Annotated in this window: 14 protein-coding genes; 1 reads left to right on the forward strand and 13 read right to left on the reverse strand. The window is 70.8% G+C overall.

The window, feature by feature from the left end:
* The first annotated feature begins 63 nt into the window (after nt 1-63).
* Nucleotides 64-861, forward strand: a complete 798-nt coding sequence (locus tag AB0D59_RS46955) for a tyrosine-protein phosphatase (RefSeq protein ID WP_362578035.1) — start codon at nt 64-66, stop codon at nt 859-861.
* A gap of 18 nt (nt 862-879) precedes the next feature.
* Here the strand turns inward: AB0D59_RS46955 and AB0D59_RS46960 are convergent, their stop codons facing one another.
* From AB0D59_RS46960 to hpnC, 13 genes are all read right to left on the reverse strand, one after another.
* Complete coding sequence (locus AB0D59_RS46960) at nt 880-1,002, reverse strand: DUF6126 family protein (RefSeq protein ID WP_123972047.1); 123 nt, start codon at nt 1,000-1,002, stop codon at nt 880-882.
* Entirely contained in the window at nt 999-1,622 is a 624-nt protein-coding gene (locus AB0D59_RS46965) for an XRE family transcriptional regulator (RefSeq protein WP_362578037.1), read from the reverse strand. The genes AB0D59_RS46960 and AB0D59_RS46965 overlap by 4 nt, the downstream gene beginning before the upstream one ends.
* Before the next feature lie 133 nt (nt 1,623-1,755).
* Nucleotides 1,756-3,141 (reverse strand): aspartate aminotransferase family protein, encoded by a 1,386-nt coding sequence (locus tag AB0D59_RS46970; RefSeq protein WP_362578039.1) that lies wholly within the window; start codon nt 3,139-3,141, stop codon nt 1,756-1,758.
* On the reverse strand, nt 3,138-5,156 hold the full coding sequence (gene dxs / locus AB0D59_RS46975; protein ID WP_362578041.1) for a 1-deoxy-D-xylulose-5-phosphate synthase: 2,019 nt from the start codon (nt 5,154-5,156) through the stop codon (nt 3,138-3,140). Before dxs ends, AB0D59_RS46970 begins: the two co-directional genes overlap by 4 nt.
* 27 nt (nt 5,157-5,183) lie before the next feature.
* A complete protein-coding gene (gene ispG / locus AB0D59_RS46980) occupies nt 5,184-6,341 on the reverse strand; it encodes a flavodoxin-dependent (E)-4-hydroxy-3-methylbut-2-enyl-diphosphate synthase (RefSeq protein WP_362578043.1) in 1,158 nt (385 codons plus the stop codon).
* Nucleotides 6,342-6,345: 4 nt separating this feature from the next.
* Complete coding sequence (gene hpnH, locus AB0D59_RS46985; protein ID WP_362578045.1) at nt 6,346-7,368, reverse strand: adenosyl-hopene transferase HpnH; 1,023 nt, start codon at nt 7,366-7,368, stop codon at nt 6,346-6,348.
* 5 nt (nt 7,369-7,373) lie between these two features.
* Entirely contained in the window at nt 7,374-8,015 is a 642-nt protein-coding gene (locus tag AB0D59_RS46990; protein WP_362578047.1) for a 1-hydroxy-2-methyl-2-butenyl 4-diphosphate reductase, read from the reverse strand.
* Nucleotides 8,016-10,007, reverse strand: coding sequence for a squalene--hopene cyclase (shc, locus tag AB0D59_RS46995; protein ID WP_362578049.1), 1,992 nt, complete (start codon nt 10,005-10,007; stop codon nt 8,016-8,018).
* Nucleotides 10,008-10,124: 117 nt separating this feature from the next.
* Nucleotides 10,125-11,252: a polyprenyl synthetase family protein gene (locus AB0D59_RS47000; protein WP_362578051.1), complete on the reverse strand. Its 1,128-nt coding sequence runs from the start codon at nt 11,250-11,252 to the stop codon at nt 10,125-10,127.
* Nucleotides 11,252-12,721, reverse strand: a complete 1,470-nt coding sequence (hpnE, locus tag AB0D59_RS47005; protein WP_362578053.1) for a hydroxysqualene dehydroxylase HpnE — start codon at nt 12,719-12,721, stop codon at nt 11,252-11,254. Before hpnE ends, AB0D59_RS47000 begins: the two co-directional genes overlap by 1 nt.
* Nucleotides 12,718-12,858 (reverse strand): DUF6380 family protein, encoded by a 141-nt coding sequence (locus AB0D59_RS47010; RefSeq protein ID WP_362578055.1) that lies wholly within the window; start codon nt 12,856-12,858, stop codon nt 12,718-12,720. Before AB0D59_RS47010 ends, hpnE begins: the two co-directional genes overlap by 4 nt.
* Complete coding sequence (hpnD, locus tag AB0D59_RS47015; RefSeq protein WP_362578057.1) at nt 12,858-13,811, reverse strand: presqualene diphosphate synthase HpnD; 954 nt, start codon at nt 13,809-13,811, stop codon at nt 12,858-12,860. Before hpnD ends, AB0D59_RS47010 begins: the two co-directional genes overlap by 1 nt.
* On the reverse strand, nt 13,808-14,710 hold the full coding sequence (hpnC, locus tag AB0D59_RS47020) for a squalene synthase HpnC (protein WP_362578059.1): 903 nt from the start codon (nt 14,708-14,710) through the stop codon (nt 13,808-13,810). Before hpnC ends, hpnD begins: the two co-directional genes overlap by 4 nt.
* Between the last annotated feature and the right edge of the window lie 87 nt (nt 14,711-14,797).

Consider the following 14,797-nt stretch of genomic DNA (forward strand, 5'->3'; position numbering starts at 1 on the left):
CGTATGGTCGACCCAGTGCCCGTCGACGAGCAGCGCCGACGGGGCCGGCCGGGAGGAGCCCCCGTGACGCAGCAGGTCCCGTCGACCGAGCCCGAGCTGGCCGGTGTGCGCAACTTCCGTGACGTGGGCGGCCTGCCGACCGTGGACGGGCGCCGGGTCCGGCACGGTGTGCTGTTCCGCAGCGGGCATCTGGCGCACGCCACGGAGCAGGACGCGGAGTTTCTCGCCTCCCTCGGCCTGCACACGATCTTCGACTTCCGCAACGCGGCCGACCAGAAGCTGGAGGGCCCGGACGTCGAACTCCCCGGCGTGCGGAACCTGAACCTGCCGCTGACCGACCCGGCACACGGCGCCGAGTTCTGGACGATGGTGCGCGAGGGCGACATCGAGCAGCTGCGCGGGCTCCTGGGCGACGGCAAGGCCGCGAACCGGATGGTCAGCTCGTACCGCACGATCGTCAGGGACCGTACCGACGAGCACTCGCGCGTGCTGCACGGCCTCGCCGAGGACAGCGTCCCGGCGCTGATGCACTGTGCGGCCGGCAAGGACCGGGCGGGCGTCTCCATAGCCGTGACGCTCCTCGCGGTGGGCGTGGAGCGGGACGCGATCCTCGCCGACTACCTGGAGTCCAACGCCAAACACCGCCGCTACAAGGTGCGGCGCAGCGGCGGTGGGGACAGTGCGTACAGCCCCGAGGTGATGGAGCTGCTGAGCCCGCTCTTCGAGGCCCGCGCGGAGTATCTGACGGCGGCCTTCGAAAGCATCGAAGAGGCGTGGGGTGACGTCGACACGTACCTGGATCAGGGCCTGAAGCTCACCCCGGGGACCCGCGAGCGGCTGCGCGAGCGCCTCCTCGACTGAGGCGGGGACGGGAGCCGCTCAGCCCTTGCCGCCGACGGCGAACAGCAGGTAGAGGAACGCGGCGAAGACGTGCCCGACGGCGATGTAGATGATCAGCCGGACCCACAGGGCCCGGGGGAACTTCTCCTCGATGTTGCTCACGGCAGCTCTCCAGTGATCGGCCCCAGGCACAACGCGGCCAGGGGACTCTGCAGCAGGGTGTGGACGAACAGCAGCTCGACCCCGTCGTGGTCCTCGGCGGCGAGCCGGTGCGGGGTGAGCGAGTCGAAGTGCGCGCTGTCGCCGGGCGCGAGGACGTGGGTGGTGTCACCGAGGCGCAGCCGGAGCCGCCCGTGCAGGACGTACAGCCACTCCTCGCCGGGATGCACCCGCACGATGTCGCCCTGGGAACCGTGCGGCACCCGCACGCGCAACGCCTGCATGCCCCGGCCGGGCGCGCCGGCCTGCCAGTACGTCCAGCCGCCCGCCCTGGTCGGTTCCATGTCCGCGGTCCGCACGATCGCGTCCCGGTCGGCGACCGTCTCGCCGAGCAACTCGGAAACCGTCGTACCGTAGACACGGGCGAGCGAGAGCAGCATCGGCAACGAGGGCTGGCGCTGCCCCGTCTCCAACCGGGAGAGGTGGGCCGGCGACAGCCCCGCGTCCCGGGCCGCGGCCTCCAGGGTGAGGCCGGCGCGGCGGCGCAGGGAGCGCAGCTGCGGGGCGACGGCGGGCAGGTCGTCGCCGGGACCGGCGGACGGCGCCGGGTCTGAGGCGTTCATGCCTCTATTGAGCCGGTCTCTTGCCTCAGCGGCAAATTTCTTGCCTCAGAGACAAAAATTCAGAGGCGATGAGGGCAATAAGAACGTCGGAGACAAAAGAGGGGGCCTGCCCGCAGGAGGCCCCCGCTCGGTGTCAGCGGTTGGCCACCGCCTGCTTGATGAGGGTCTTGCCGAAGTCCCACATCAGGCCGCCGCCGCTGTGGGCGTCGTCCATCACGTCCGTGAAGGCGGCCACGAAGCGGTCCACGTCCGACTCGTCGACGACCAGCGGCGGGATGAGCTTGATGACCTCCAGGTGGTCGCCGGAGACCTGGGTGAGGATCCGGTGCCGTTGCAGCAGCGGTACGACGACCATCTGCGCGAACAGGCCCTTGCGGGCGGCCTGGAGCATGGTCCAGCGGCTGCGGAGCTTCAGCGAGCTGGGTCTGCCGAACTCGATGCCGATCATCAGGCCCCGGCCGCGTACGTCGGCGAGCAGCTCGTACTTGTCGACCAGCGCGGTGAGCCGGGACTTGAGCTGCTCCCCCACGGCCCGGGCGTTGGCGACGATCTGCTCGTTCTCCATGACGGAGAGCACGGCCAGTCCGGCCGCCATCGCCTGGGCGTTGGCACCGAAGCTCGCCGAGTGGACCAGGACGCGGTCCATGGACGAGTAGACCTTCTTGAAGATCCAGTCCTGGCCGAGGGTCGCGCCCACGGGGACATAGCCGCCGGACAACGCCTTGGCCACGCACACCAGGTCCGGTTCGACACCGTCCTCGTGCTGGTAGGCATAGAAGTCGCCGGTGCGGCCGAGACCGGTCTGCACCTCGTCGGCGATCAGCAGCGCCTTGTGCTTGCGCAGCAGCTCCTGAGCGCCGCGCAGATAGCCGGGCGGCGCCTCGTGCACGCCCTTGCCCTGGATCGGCTCGACGATCAGGGCGGCGACATCGCCCTTCTTCAGCTCCCGGGCGAGCGCGTCCAGGTCGCCGAGGGGGACGGCCGTGTCGGGCAGCAGCGGGGCGAAGCCGTCCCGGAAGCCGTCCTCGCCGTTGACCGACAGCGAGCCGGTGGTCAGGCCGTGGAAGGCGTGGTCGCAGTAGAGGACGCGGGGTCTGCCGGTGGCGAAGCGGGCGAACTTCAGCGCGGTCTCGACCGCCTCGGTTCCGCTGTTGCCGAAGAACACCCGGTCCAGGTGCGGGCTGTGGGTGAGGAGCCGCTCGGCGAGCAGTCCGGGCAGCGGCTGGCAGTCGAAGCGGGTGAGGTCGGCCAACTGCGCGTCCAGGACGTCGTGCAGGGCCTTGCGGACGACGGGGTGGTGGCGGCCCAGGCCCATCACCCCGAACCCGGCGAGCATGTCCAGGTAGTCGTTGCCGTCCGCGTCCCAGAAGTGGGCGCCCTCGGCGCGCTCGTAGACCTTGTCGAAGCCGATGGTGTGCAGCATGCGCGGGAGCTGGTGGTTCAGGTACTTGCTGTGCAGCTCGTACCGCTCGGCTCCACGCTCGGCCAGCAGCGCACCGAGGTCGAACTCCGTACTCATTGCCTCTCCTTGTCAGCGCCCTCGGCATCAGCGCCCCTCAGGGACGCCGGGCGCGTCGATGTGCGGCTGCCGCGGCGGGGCGCGACCAGCCCAGACGGCGCCGCAGCGGCCGAACGACTCCCCACGGCACCCCTCTTGGCTTCGGCCCCCCGCCCCGCGAGGCTCGCCCCGATCCGGCCGGCGATCTCCACCGGTGTCAGCCCGATGTCGGCCAGCAACTCCCCCCGCTTGGCATGCGCCAGGAACTGCTCCGGAATCCCGAACCTCCGTACCGGCACGTCCACTTCGGCGTCGCCGAGCGCGAGCGAGACCGCCGCCCCGACGCCCGCCGCCCGGCTGTTGTCCTCGACGACGGCCACCAGCTCGTGCTGGGCCGCCAGGACCGGCAGCGCGGGGTCCACGGGCTTGACCCAACGGGGGTCCACGACCGTGCAGCCGATGCCCCGGGCGGCCAGCAGCTCCGCCGCCTGGAGGCAGACCGGCGCCATCACGCCGACCGCGACCAGCAGCACCTGCGGATTCTCGCCGCGGTGCAGGACGTCGATGCCGCCGACCCGGTCGACCGCCGGGATCTCCGGGCCCACCGACTCCTTCGGGAACCGCACCAGCGTGGGCGCGTCGTCCACGGCGACCGCCTCGCGCAGCTGCAGGCGCAGCTGTTCCGCGTCGCGCGGGGCGGCGATCCGCAGGCCCGGGACCACCTGGAGCACGGACATGTCCCACATGCCGTTGTGAGAGGCACCGTCGGCCCCGGTGACACCCGCCCGGTCCAGCACGAACGTCACCCCGCAGCGGTGCAGGGCCACGTCCATCAGCAGCTGGTCGAAGGCACGATTCAAGAACGTGGCGTAGACGGCGACGACCGGGTGCAGTCCGCCGGTCGCCAGGCCGGCCGCCGAGACGGCCGCGTGCTGCTCGGCGATGCCGACGTCCCAGACCCGGTCGGGGAAGCGCGCGGCGAACTTGCCGAGGCCGACCGGGTGCAGCATGGCCGCGGTGATCGCCACGACGTCGTCGCGCTCCTCACCGATCCGGACGATCTCGTCGCCGAACACCGAGGTCCAGGAGGGCCCGTTGGACGGCGCGAGCGGCTCGCAGGTGAGCGGGTCCATCACGCCGACGGTGTGGAAGTGGTCCTCCTCGTGGGCGAGCGCGGGCTCGTAGCCGCGCCCCTTCTCGGTGAGGCAGTGGACCAGCACCGGACCGTGAAAACGTTTGGCCCGCCGCAGCGCCGACTCGACCGCCCTGATGTCGTGGCCGTCGATCGGGCCGACGTACTTGAGGCCCAGGTCCTCGAACATGCCCTGCGGGGCGAAGGCGTCCTTGAAGCCCTTCTTGGCGCCGTGCAGCGACTCGTAGATGGTGTTGCCGACGAGCGGGGTGCGCAGCAGTACGTCCTTGCCCCAGGCCAGCACCTTCTCGTACCCGTCGGTGGTGCGCAGCGTGGCCAGGTGGTTGGCGAGGCCGCCGATGGTGGGGGCGTACGACCGCTCGTTGTCGTTGACGACGATGATCAGCGGCCGGTCCTTGGCGGCCGCGATGTTGTTGAGCGCCTCCCAGGCCATCCCGCCGGTCAGCGCGCCGTCGCCGATCACCGCGACGACATGGCCCTTCTCCCCCTGCACCTGGCGGGCCTTGGCCAGGCCGTCGGCCCAGCCGAGCGCGGTGGAGGCGTGGCTGTTCTCGATGATGTCGTGCTCGGACTCCTCCCGCGAGGGGTACCCGGACAGGCCGCCCTTGCCGCGCAGCTTGGAGAAGTCCTGACGGCCAGTCAGCAGCTTGTGCACATAGCTCTGGTGGCCGGTGTCCCACAGGATGCGGTCCACCGGGGACTCGAAGACCCGGTGCAGTGCGACGGTCAGTTCCACGACGCCCAGGTTGGGGCCGAGGTGACCGCCGGTCCTGGCGACCGCGTGCACCAGGAACTCACGTATTTCTTCGGACAGTTCGCGAAGTTCCGCCTCGGACAGCGCCTTCAGGTCACGTGGTCCCCGGACGGTCTCCAGAATCGTCACGCTCGGCCCCCTCTCGGTCCGTGCTGTTCAGCTCACGGTGACGGCGGGTGCTCCGGACCCGGCGCCGTCCTGCTCCATCTGCTCGGCGATCTTCATCGCTTCCTCGATGAGCGTCTCCACGATCTTGGACTCGGGGACGGTCTTGATGACCTCGCCCTTGACGAAGATCTGGCCCTTGCCGTTGCCGGAGGCGACGCCGAGGTCGGCCTCGCGGGCCTCGCCGGGGCCGTTGACCACGCAGCCCATGACGGCGACGCGCAGCGGCACCTCCATGCCCTCCAGCCCTGCCGTGACCTCGTCCGCGAGCTTGTAGACGTCGACCTGGGCGCGCCCGCAGGACGGGCAGGAGACGATCTCGAGCCGCCGCTGCCGGAGGTTCAGGGACTCCAGGATCTGGATGCCGACCTTGACCTCCTCGGCGGGCGGGGCGGACAGCGACACCCGGATGGTGTCGCCGATGCCCTGCGCGAGCAGCGCGCCGAAGGCGACCGCCGACTTGATCGTGCCCTGGAAGGCCGGGCCCGCCTCCGTGACGCCGAGGTGCAGCGGGTAGTCGCACTGGGCGGCGAGCTGCCGGTACGCCTCGATCATCACGACCGGGTCGTTGTGCTTGACGGAGATCTTGATGTCCCGGAAGTCGTGCTCCTCGAAGAGCGAGGCCTCCCAGAGCGCGCTCTCCACGAGCGCCTCGGGGGTCGCCTTGCCGTACTTCTCCAGGAGCCGCCGGTCGAGCGAGCCGGCGTTGACTCCGATCCGGATAGGCGTGCCGTGGTCCTTCGCAGCCCGCGCGATCTCCCGCACCTGGTCGTCGAACTTCTTGATGTTGCCGGGATTGACGCGGACGGCCGCGCAGCCGGCCTCGATGGCCGTGAACACGTACTTCGGCTGGAAGTGGATGTCCGCGATCACCGGGATCTGGGACTTCCTCGCGATCGTCGCCAGGGCGTCCGCGTCGTCCTGCGTGGGGCAGGCGACGCGGACGATCTGGCAGCCGGACGCGGTGAGTTCGGCGATCTGCTGGAGGGTCGCGCCGATGTCCGACGTACGGGTCGTGGTCATCGACTGCACCGACACCGGGGCGCCGCCCCCGACGGCCACCGGTCCGACGTGGATCTGCCGCGACACGCGCCGCTCGGCGATCGGCCGGACCGGTACCTCGGGGAGGCCCAGGGAAATGGCGGTCATGCGGTCACTCCCGGTTTCCGGTGACCGTCTCGCGCATGGCGCGCAGCGACTCCTTCAGGGACCCCATGGTGGCGAGGACGGCGGTGGGCTCGTAGCCGCAGTGCGCCATGCAGTTGGCGCAGCGCGGGTCCTTGCCGCGGCCGTACTTGTCCCAGTCGGTCTCCTCGATGAGCTCGCGGTACGTCGGCACGTACCCGTCGCTCATCAGGTAGCAGGGGCGCTGCCAGCCGAAGAGCGAGTAGTTCGGGATCGCCCAGGCCGTGCACGGGAAGTCGACCTTGCCCTCCAGGAAGTCCAGGAAGAGCGGGGAGTGGTTGAGCCGCCACTTGCGCCGGTTGCCGCCCGCGAAGGCCTTCTTGAACAGCTCGCGGGTCTGTGCCACGCCGAGGAAGTGCTCCTGGTCGGGGGCCTTCTCGTAGGCGTAGGCGGGCGAGATCATCATCTCGTCGACCTTGAGGTCGTCGTTGAGGAAGTTGAGCACCTCGATGATGGTCTGCGGGGTGTCGGTGTTGAAGAAGGTCGAGTTGGTGGTCACCCGGAAGCCGCGCCGCTTGGCCTCCTTTATGGCCGCCACCGCCTCGTCGAACACGCCCTCCTTCGCCACGGACTCGTCGTGCCGCTCACGCAGCCCGTCGATGTGCACCGCGAAGGCGAAGTAGGGAGAGGGCGTGAACTTGTCCATCTTCTTGCGCAGCAGCATGGCGTTGGTGCAGAGGAAGACGTATTTCTTCTTCGCCACCAGCTGCCGCACGATCTCGTCGATCTGAGGGTGCATCAGCGGCTCGCCGCCCGCGATGGACACCATCGGCGCACCGGACTCCAACACCGCCCCGACGGCCTGCGCGACCGGCATGCGCTGCTTGAGCACACCTGCCGGGTGCTGGATCTTGCCGCAGCCCTCGCACTTCAGGTTGCAGGCGAAGAGGGGTTCCAGCTCCACGATCAGTGGGAACTTGTCCCGCTTGCGGAGCTTCTGTTCAGCCAAGTAAGTCGCGACCTTGATGGACTGGCGCAGCGGCATGGCCATCTGGCTCACCTCCGGGGGAGCAACAAAGAACGGTGCCATTCGAAAAAAGCCGGAAGAACGGATCGAAGTACGCGGAAAGCCGATATTCCACCGCGCACCGTGCCGATCCGGACGAGTTCATGTTCAGGAGCGTCCACGACCACCCTGACGGCCGCAACGGGGCGCTCGCCCGCCCGTACGGCGCTCAGGAGTGTGGCCGCCGACTCCATGTCGACCGCGATTGCGCCGGTCGCGAGCAGATCAGACCGTTCGTGACCGCGGACGACGTGATCGGAGCCGGTGACGGGGCCGGTGTGGACAGTGCGGCCGGGTACGGTCCGCACCAGTTCTTTCACGAGGAGTTCGGTGGCGACGCAGGAGACGCTGCCGCGCGGGTCCCGGGTCTCCTCGGCGACGACCAGGTCGCCGGGGTGCATCCCGGGAGCGAGTCCCGCGCAGAAGCCGGTGGCCAGGACGGCGGCACCGGCGAGCGCCGGGTCGGCCAGGACCCGGGTGACGGACCGTTCCGCCGCCCTGGGGCCCATGCCGGTGCGCAGCACGGTGACCGGCCCGCCCGCGCCGCCGCGTTCGCCGGCGCGCAGGGCCAGATGCTCGATGCCGAGCGCGCAGGCGATCAGCAGCGGAGCCGGAGCGGGCGTGGTACTCATTCAGCTCCTCTCGGCCTCGGGCATGGGCTCGCCGTGGACGTAACGGCCGAGCGCGGTGAGCGGGAAGACCTGCCGGTAGAGGTGGTAGTTGATGGAGAAGTCCCAGGGGAACCCGGTGCCGGTGAAGTACGGCTCGTCCCAGGAGCCGTCCTCCCGCTGGGTCTCGGCGAGCCACCGCACGCCCCGCTCGACGGCCTTGGAGTCCTTCTCCCCCGCCGCGAGCAGCGCCATCAGCGCCCACGCGGTCTGGGAGGCGGTGGAGGCGCCGCGCCCGCTCCATTCACCGGCGTACTTGTAGGAGCGCAGGTCCTCGCCCCAGCCGCCGTCCTCGTTCTGGACCTGCTCCAGCCAGGTCACCGCGCGCCGGATCGCCGGATGCGAGGCGGGCAGCCCGGCCGCGGTCAGCGCGGGCACCACGGAGCCGGTGCCGTAGACGTAGTTGACGCCCCAGCGCCCGAACCACGAGCCGTCCGGCTCCTGTTCGGCCAGCAGCCACTCGATGCCGCGCCGGGTGCGCGGGTCGTGGGTCATGCCCTCGAAGGCGAGCATCTCCACGACGTGCGCGGTGACGTCGGCCGAGGGCGGGTCGATGACCTCGCCGAAGTCGCAGAACGGCAGCCGGTTGGGGAACGGGCTGGTGTTGTCGACGTCGAAGGCGCCCCAGGCGCCGTTCTTCGACTGCATGCCGAGGTTCCAGCGCACCCCGCGCCCGATGGCCTTCTCCATCCGCTCGGGATCGTGGTGCTTGATCCGGCGCAGCGCGAGGACCACCTCCGCGGTGTCGTCGATGTCGGGGTAGTTGTCGTTGTGGAACTCGAACGCCCAGCCGCCCGGCGGGAGCTGGGGACGCTTCACGGACCAGTCGCCGGGCCGCACGATCTGCTCGCCGAGCATCCAGTCGGCGGCCTTGACCAGTTGCGGATGGTCATCGGGCAGGCCTGCGTCGGCCAGGGCGATGGCCGCCAGACATGTGTCCCACACCGGCGACTGGCAGGCCTCGATCATCCGGGCGCCGTCCTCGCGCCACACGGCGTAACGATCCAGCGACTCAAGGCCCGCGCGCATCACGGGGTGTTCGAGGTCGTAGCCGAGCAGGTACAGGGCGATCACCGAGTACACCGCCGGCGGCTGGATACCGCCCCAGGCGCCGTCGTTCTCCTGGCGTTCGACGATCCAGCGGCCGGCGGAGTTCAGCGCGGAGCCGCGCAGCCGGCGCAGCGCGACCTTGCGGTAGCCGCGGACAACCTTGTCGAGCCGTTGGAAGACGCCCTCCCAACTGGCCACCGGGGCAAGGGGCTGCGGCGGGTTGGGATCGGCCGGGTCGGTGTGCAGCTCGTCCAGCGGGAAGGGAGCGGGGCGCACCGGGCGTTTGGCCGAGACGACGGTGAGCGGCACGATGGTCTGCCGGGCCCACTGGCCGAAGTTGTAGATGCTGAGCGGGAACCACTTGGGGAAGTACAGGAGCTCGGGCGGGAGTTCGGGCAGGTCCTCCCACTTCCACCAGCCGAACAGGGCCAGCCAGATCCGGGTGAACACCCGGGCGGCGGCGATCCCGCCGCGCTCGCGGATCCAGGCCGACGCCTTCGCCATGTGGGGCGCCTCGGGAGCGTCCCCGGCCAGCCGCAGGGCGACGTACGCCTCGATGGTGGTGGAGAGTTCGCCCGGACCGCCGTAGAAGGTGGCCCAGGTGCCGTCCTCGCGCTGCTCGCCGCGGATGAAGAGCGCGGCGGCGGCCGTCGTGGCCTCGTCGCGGATGCCGAGGAACTGACGGAGCAGCAGGTCCTCGGCGTCCATGGTGACGTTGGTCTCCAGGTCACCTTTCCACCAGCCCTGCGCGTCCTGCCGGGCGAGCAGATGGTCGGTGGCACGCCTCACGGCGCGTTCGGCGGCTTCTTGTACCCCGGCCGCCGCGGGGGTGGTGAGGTCGGTGCTGGCCGAGGCAGCGCGGGGCGGCAGGGTGGCCCCGGTGCTTCCGTCGGTCGTCGCTGTCATGGCTTCCCCTTCGTGCAGTCGTGCGAAATCGTTCTGCTGTGGGTCCGCCGTCGGCCGGTGCTGGTTGCGCGCTCGCACCGGCCGGCGACTACGCGAGGACTATTCGACCGATAGTGATCATCTCTTTCGTACGACGACGAAGTCCGCGAGCGCCGTGAACTGTGCCCGGACCAGATCGGGCATCTCGACGGCGTGCAGGGCCTCGATGGCGATGGTGTGCTGACGACGCGCCTCTTCGGCGGTCCACTCACGGCCGCCGGCCTCCTCGATGAGGGCGGCGCGGGCGGCGAACTCCTCCTCCGAGAAGTTCTCGAAGTCGCTGCTCTTGGCGTCGGCGGCGAGGATCTCGCCGAGCCGCTCGGAGGCGGGGCCGCCCGCCGCGAGCGCGGCGACGACGGGCAGGGACTTCTTGCGCTGGCGCAGGTCGCTCCAGGTCTGCTTGCCGGTGGCGTCCGGGTCGCCCCAGATGCCGAGGAGGTCGTCGACGGCCTGGAAGGCGAGGCCGAGGTGGTAGCCGTACTTCTCCAGGGTGTCGGCGGTGCGGTCGTCAGCGCCGCCGAGTACCGCGCCGATGGAGCTGGAGGCGGCGAGCAGGGCGCCGGTCTTGTTGCCCTCCATCTCCAGGCACTCCTCGACGCTGACCCGGTCGCGGTGCTCGTAGGAGATGTCCTGGGCCTGGCCGTCGATCAGAGCGCGGGTGGCGGTGGTGAGCCGGCGGGTGGCGCGGCCGGCCTCGACGCTGCCGAGTTCCAGCAGCACCTCGTTGGCGAGGGCGAACAGGGCGTCGCCGACCAGGATGGCCTGGGCGGGGCCGTGCACCTTCCAGACGGTGTCACGGTGGCGGCGCTGTTCGTCGCCGTCCATCAGGTCGTCGTGCAGCAGCGAGAAGTTGTGGACGAGTTCGACGGCGACGGCCCCGGGGATGCCGACCTCGGGGGCGGCGCCGGTGACCTCGGCGGAGAGCACGGCGAGCGCGGGCCGCACGGCCTTGCCGCCGTCGCCGTCGGCGGGGTTGCCCTCGGCGTCGATCCAGCCGAAGTGGTAGGCGGCCACGGTGTCCATGGGGGGTGCCAGGCGGTCGACAGCCGCCTTCAGTACCGGGTTGGCAAGGGTCCGGCCGCGCTCCAGGAGCGCGGTCACGTCCACCGCGTCGGCAGCCGTCTCGGCCGGGGGCACAGTGGGCACAGTTTCTCCTCTTGTTGCGGTACCGGGGGTGCGGGGGCCTGCCGCCTGCTGATCGAGCATCACGCCGCCTCCTCGAACTCGAAGAGGTGACGGGGGCGGGGCCGGCCCAGGGTGCGCAGCGCGGCGTCGGCCGCGTTCACACCGCTGCGGACCGCACTCTCCATGGTCGCGGGCCACCCTGTGGCGGTCCACGCGCCGGCCAGGTAGAGGCCGGGTGCCTTGGTGCGGGGGCCGGGCCGCAGCCGCCCGACGCCGGGGGTGGGGGCGAAGGTCGCGGTGCGCTCCCGGGTCACGAAGAAGTCCTGCACCTCGGCGCCGCGCGCGCCGGGCAACAGCCGTTCCAGCTCGGGCAGATAGCGCTCGCGCAGGACGGCCACGGGTGCGTCGATCTCGTCCTGGGCGGCCGACTGGGACAGGGCGAGGTACTGTCCCGCCCGTCGCCCACCACCACCCTTGTACGGAGGCCCTTCGGGCCCGCCTTTCAATAGCCCGGAGGCGTGGGTGCGGTCGAACACCCACTGGACCGGGGTGCCCAGGGCCGCGAAGAACGGCTTGGTGAGCACCGTACGGTCGTAGACCACATGGACGTTGAGGATCGGCGCGGTGCCGATCTCCAGCAGGTTCTCGGGGGCGTCGAGGGCGCCCTCGGGCAGCAGGTCGTACGCCTCGCGGTGGGCCACGGCGAGCACCACGGTGTCGGCGGTGAGCGTCTCCCCGGGAACCTGAACGCTCCACGTCCCGTTCTCGTTAGTGGAGACGGAGGTGACGCGTGTACGGAGCTCAGTGCGCACGCCCGCGGAGTCGAGCGCCTTGCGGGCCAGCCGGTCGTGCAGTTCACCCAGCGGCACATGGGCCCAGCCGATGTCGGCCGCGCCCGGGTCGGACAGCAGACCGGTCTTGAACACCATCGCGGCGAGCGCCAGGGAAGCGTCCTGGGCCACCGCGTTGAGGGTGGCGACCCCCACCAGGTCCCACAGTGCCTCGATGGCCCGCGCCGACTGGCCTCGGGCAGCCAGCCAGCTGCCGAAGTCCTGTGCGTCGAGCGAGGGATCGCCGAGATCGAGTGCTCGGAGAGCGAGTGCGGCCTGGCCCACTCTGGCGCGCTCGGCGAGCGAGAGATGCGGGTAGGCGGCGAGGCTGCGCCCCAGGTGCAGGGGCACCGGCAACGGGTCCCGGCGGAGTCTGCCGAGCCGGCGCCCCTCGGGTTTCGCGAGGTCGAGCACGGGCACGTCGAGCCGGTCCTGGAGCGGTGCCAGCGCCGCGCCCTCGATGCGGTCGAGGAACCAGCGGTAGGCGGTGCAGCAACGCAGGTACACATGCTGGCCGTTGTCGACGGTCAGGTCGCCGCGCTGGAAGGAGAAGGCGAGCCCGCCGAGGCGCGGCCTGCCTTCGAGCAGGGTGACGTGCATCCCCGCGTCGGCGAGTGCCAGAGCGGCCGTGACACCGGCCAGGCCGCCGCCGATCACGACGGCGGTGCGCCCGGACGGGATGTCGTCGTGCGTCCGTTCGGATCGCGTGCCGTCGGTCATCGTGCAGCCTCCCCTGCCCGCCCACCGTGCCGGTGGAACGGGGCAGGGCGGGCCGTCGCAGTCAGGGACGCCACGCCGCACCGGAGGGTTGCCTGCCGTTTTTCTCGGGTGGGGTCGGCTTGGCCCACTCTGTCCATCAGGCGCGCCTCCTGACGGTCCGGCGGGACGCGTGGCGCCGGGTGTCGAGCCCGGACAGTCCGCGTACGGCGACGTACGCCTTCTCACGTCCGGGCAGCGAGACCCGGCCGCGCAGCACCGCCTCCGGCTCCCGCTCGATGCGGTCGAGCAGCCGGCGGTAGATGCCGGCCATGGCGGCGACACAGGCGCCGCTGCGCCGGTCGAGCATGGGCAGCAGCCGGTAGCCCTCGGCGAACAGGGCGCGGGCACGCCGTACTTCGAAGTGCACCAGGCCCGCGAAGTCCGAGCCCTCCGGCGGGGTCGGCCCGTGGAACCCGGCCGCGCAGCCGAACTTGGCGAGATCGTCGACGGGCAGATAGGTGCGGCCGTTCCCGGCGTCCTCGCGGATGTCCCGGAGGATGTTGGTGAGCTGGAGCGCGAGCCCGAGCGTGTCGGCATACTCCGGCGCGCGCTCGGCACCGCGCGCCCCCGGTTCGGTGCCGAACACGCCGAGCGAGAGCCGGCCGATCGCACCGGCCACGCAGCGGCAGTAGACCTTGAGGTCGTCCCATGTCTCGTAGGTCTCGCCGCGTACGTCCATCAGCACACCGTCGATCAGCTCGTCCAGGCCGCCCAGCGGGATCGGGAAGGCCTGGGCGGCATGCGCGAGGGCGACCGCGACCGGGTCGGTGTCGTCCTCGTCGACCGCGCCGTCCTGGACCCGGGCGAGCAGCGCCCGGGTGTCCTCCAGCCGGGCCGCCTTCACGTCGTCGGCCAGCACGCCGTCGCCGATGTCGTCGACGCGCCGGGAGAAGGCGTAGAGCGCCGACATGGCGCGCCGCTTGGGCGCAGGCAGCAGCCTGATGCCGTAGGCGAAGTTCCGTGCCTGCTGTCCGGTGACGGTCTCGCAGTAGCTGTAGGCGGCGAGTACCGGTGCGGACACAGGTGTGGGAGAGTCCACGGTCCGGATCACCCCTCTCCTCGCAGAGTCACGCCCACCTCACGCAGCAACCGGCCCTTGCCGGGCTTGGGCGGGCCGGGAAGTACGTCGTATTCGGCGGCGGCGATCGCTGCGATCGCCGCCCTTCCCCCCGCCACGAACCCCGCGAGCAGCAGCTTCAACCTGCCGTGGACGCTACCCACCAGGGGGGCGCCTTCATTCAGGAGATCGCGGGCGCGTTGTGCTTCGTATGCAACCAGAGCACGCACCGATGCGCCCGCGGTTTTCCTGGCGAGATCCGCCTCCTGGACATGAAAGCGCTTCATGTCCACGGCGGGCAGATAAATCCGGTCGCGGCCGAGGTCCTCGGCCACGTCCTGGAGGTGTTCGACGATCTGGAGTGCGGTACAGATCGCGTCCGAGAGGCGGATCCGCTCGGGTGTCGAGGTGCCGGTGACGGCGAGGACCAGGCGGCCGACGGGGTTGGCGGACAACTCGCAGTAGGCGAGCAGGTCGTCGTAGGTCTCGTACCGCGTGACGAGCTGGTCCTGGCGGTTGGCGGCGATCAGCCCGAGGAACGGCTCGGGGGCCAGTTCGCGGCGGCGAACGGTGAGCTGGAGGCGGCGCAGCAGGGGATGGTGCGGGGTTCCGTCGAAGACCCGGCCCAGGTCGGCCTCGAAGGCGTCGAGGAGGACCAGGCGGTTTTCGGCCTCCTCCGGGGAGACGCCGAGCAGCCGGGCGTCGGCGCCGCCGGGGGCCAGGTCACCGTCGCCGATGTCGTCGACGAGACGGGCGAAGCCGTACACCGCCATCAGATCGTCACGCCAGGACCTCGGCAGAAAGAACGGGGCCACCGGGAAGTTCTCGTCCGCGGCCTTGTCCAGGGTGCCTCGCTCGGCGTCTCCGGTGCGCGCCGGGGTGGCCGCCGTCACCGTTCGCTGCCCGGGGCCGGGACGGCGTGGCCTGCGTTGAGCTGGGGAGTTTCCGTAGCCATTGCCGTCACATCTCCCGTTCTACAC

The sequence above is a fragment of the Streptomyces sp. NPDC048417 genome (assembly GCF_040651615.1).
In the GTDB taxonomy this organism is placed as follows: domain Bacteria; phylum Actinomycetota; class Actinomycetes; order Streptomycetales; family Streptomycetaceae; genus Streptomyces.

Excerpts from the sequence above, each read along its gene's own strand:
- AB0D59_RS46965 (WP_362578037.1), bottom strand. The coding sequence starts at position 1,622 with ATGAACGCCTCAGACCCGGCGCCGTCCGCCGGTCCCGGCGACGACCTG.
- AB0D59_RS46970 (WP_362578039.1), bottom strand. The coding sequence starts at position 3,141 with ATGAGTACGGAGTTCGACCTCGGTGCGCTGCTGGCCGAGCGTGGAGCC.
- ispG (WP_362578043.1), bottom strand. The coding sequence starts at position 6,341 with ATGACCGCCATTTCCCTGGGCCTCCCCGAGGTACCGGTCCGGCCGATC.
- hpnH (WP_362578045.1), bottom strand. The coding sequence starts at position 7,368 with ATGGCCATGCCGCTGCGCCAGTCCATCAAGGTCGCGACTTACTTGGCT.
- AB0D59_RS46990 (WP_362578047.1), bottom strand. The coding sequence starts at position 8,015 with ATGAGTACCACGCCCGCTCCGGCTCCGCTGCTGATCGCCTGCGCGCTC.
- shc (WP_362578049.1), bottom strand. The coding sequence starts at position 10,007 with ATGACAGCGACGACCGACGGAAGCACCGGGGCCACCCTGCCGCCCCGC.
- AB0D59_RS47000 (WP_362578051.1), bottom strand. The coding sequence starts at position 11,252 with ATGCTCGATCAGCAGGCGGCAGGCCCCCGCACCCCCGGTACCGCAACA.
- hpnE (WP_362578053.1), bottom strand. The coding sequence starts at position 12,721 with ATGACCGACGGCACGCGATCCGAACGGACGCACGACGACATCCCGTCC.
- AB0D59_RS47010 (WP_362578055.1), bottom strand. The coding sequence starts at position 12,858 with ATGGACAGAGTGGGCCAAGCCGACCCCACCCGAGAAAAACGGCAGGCA.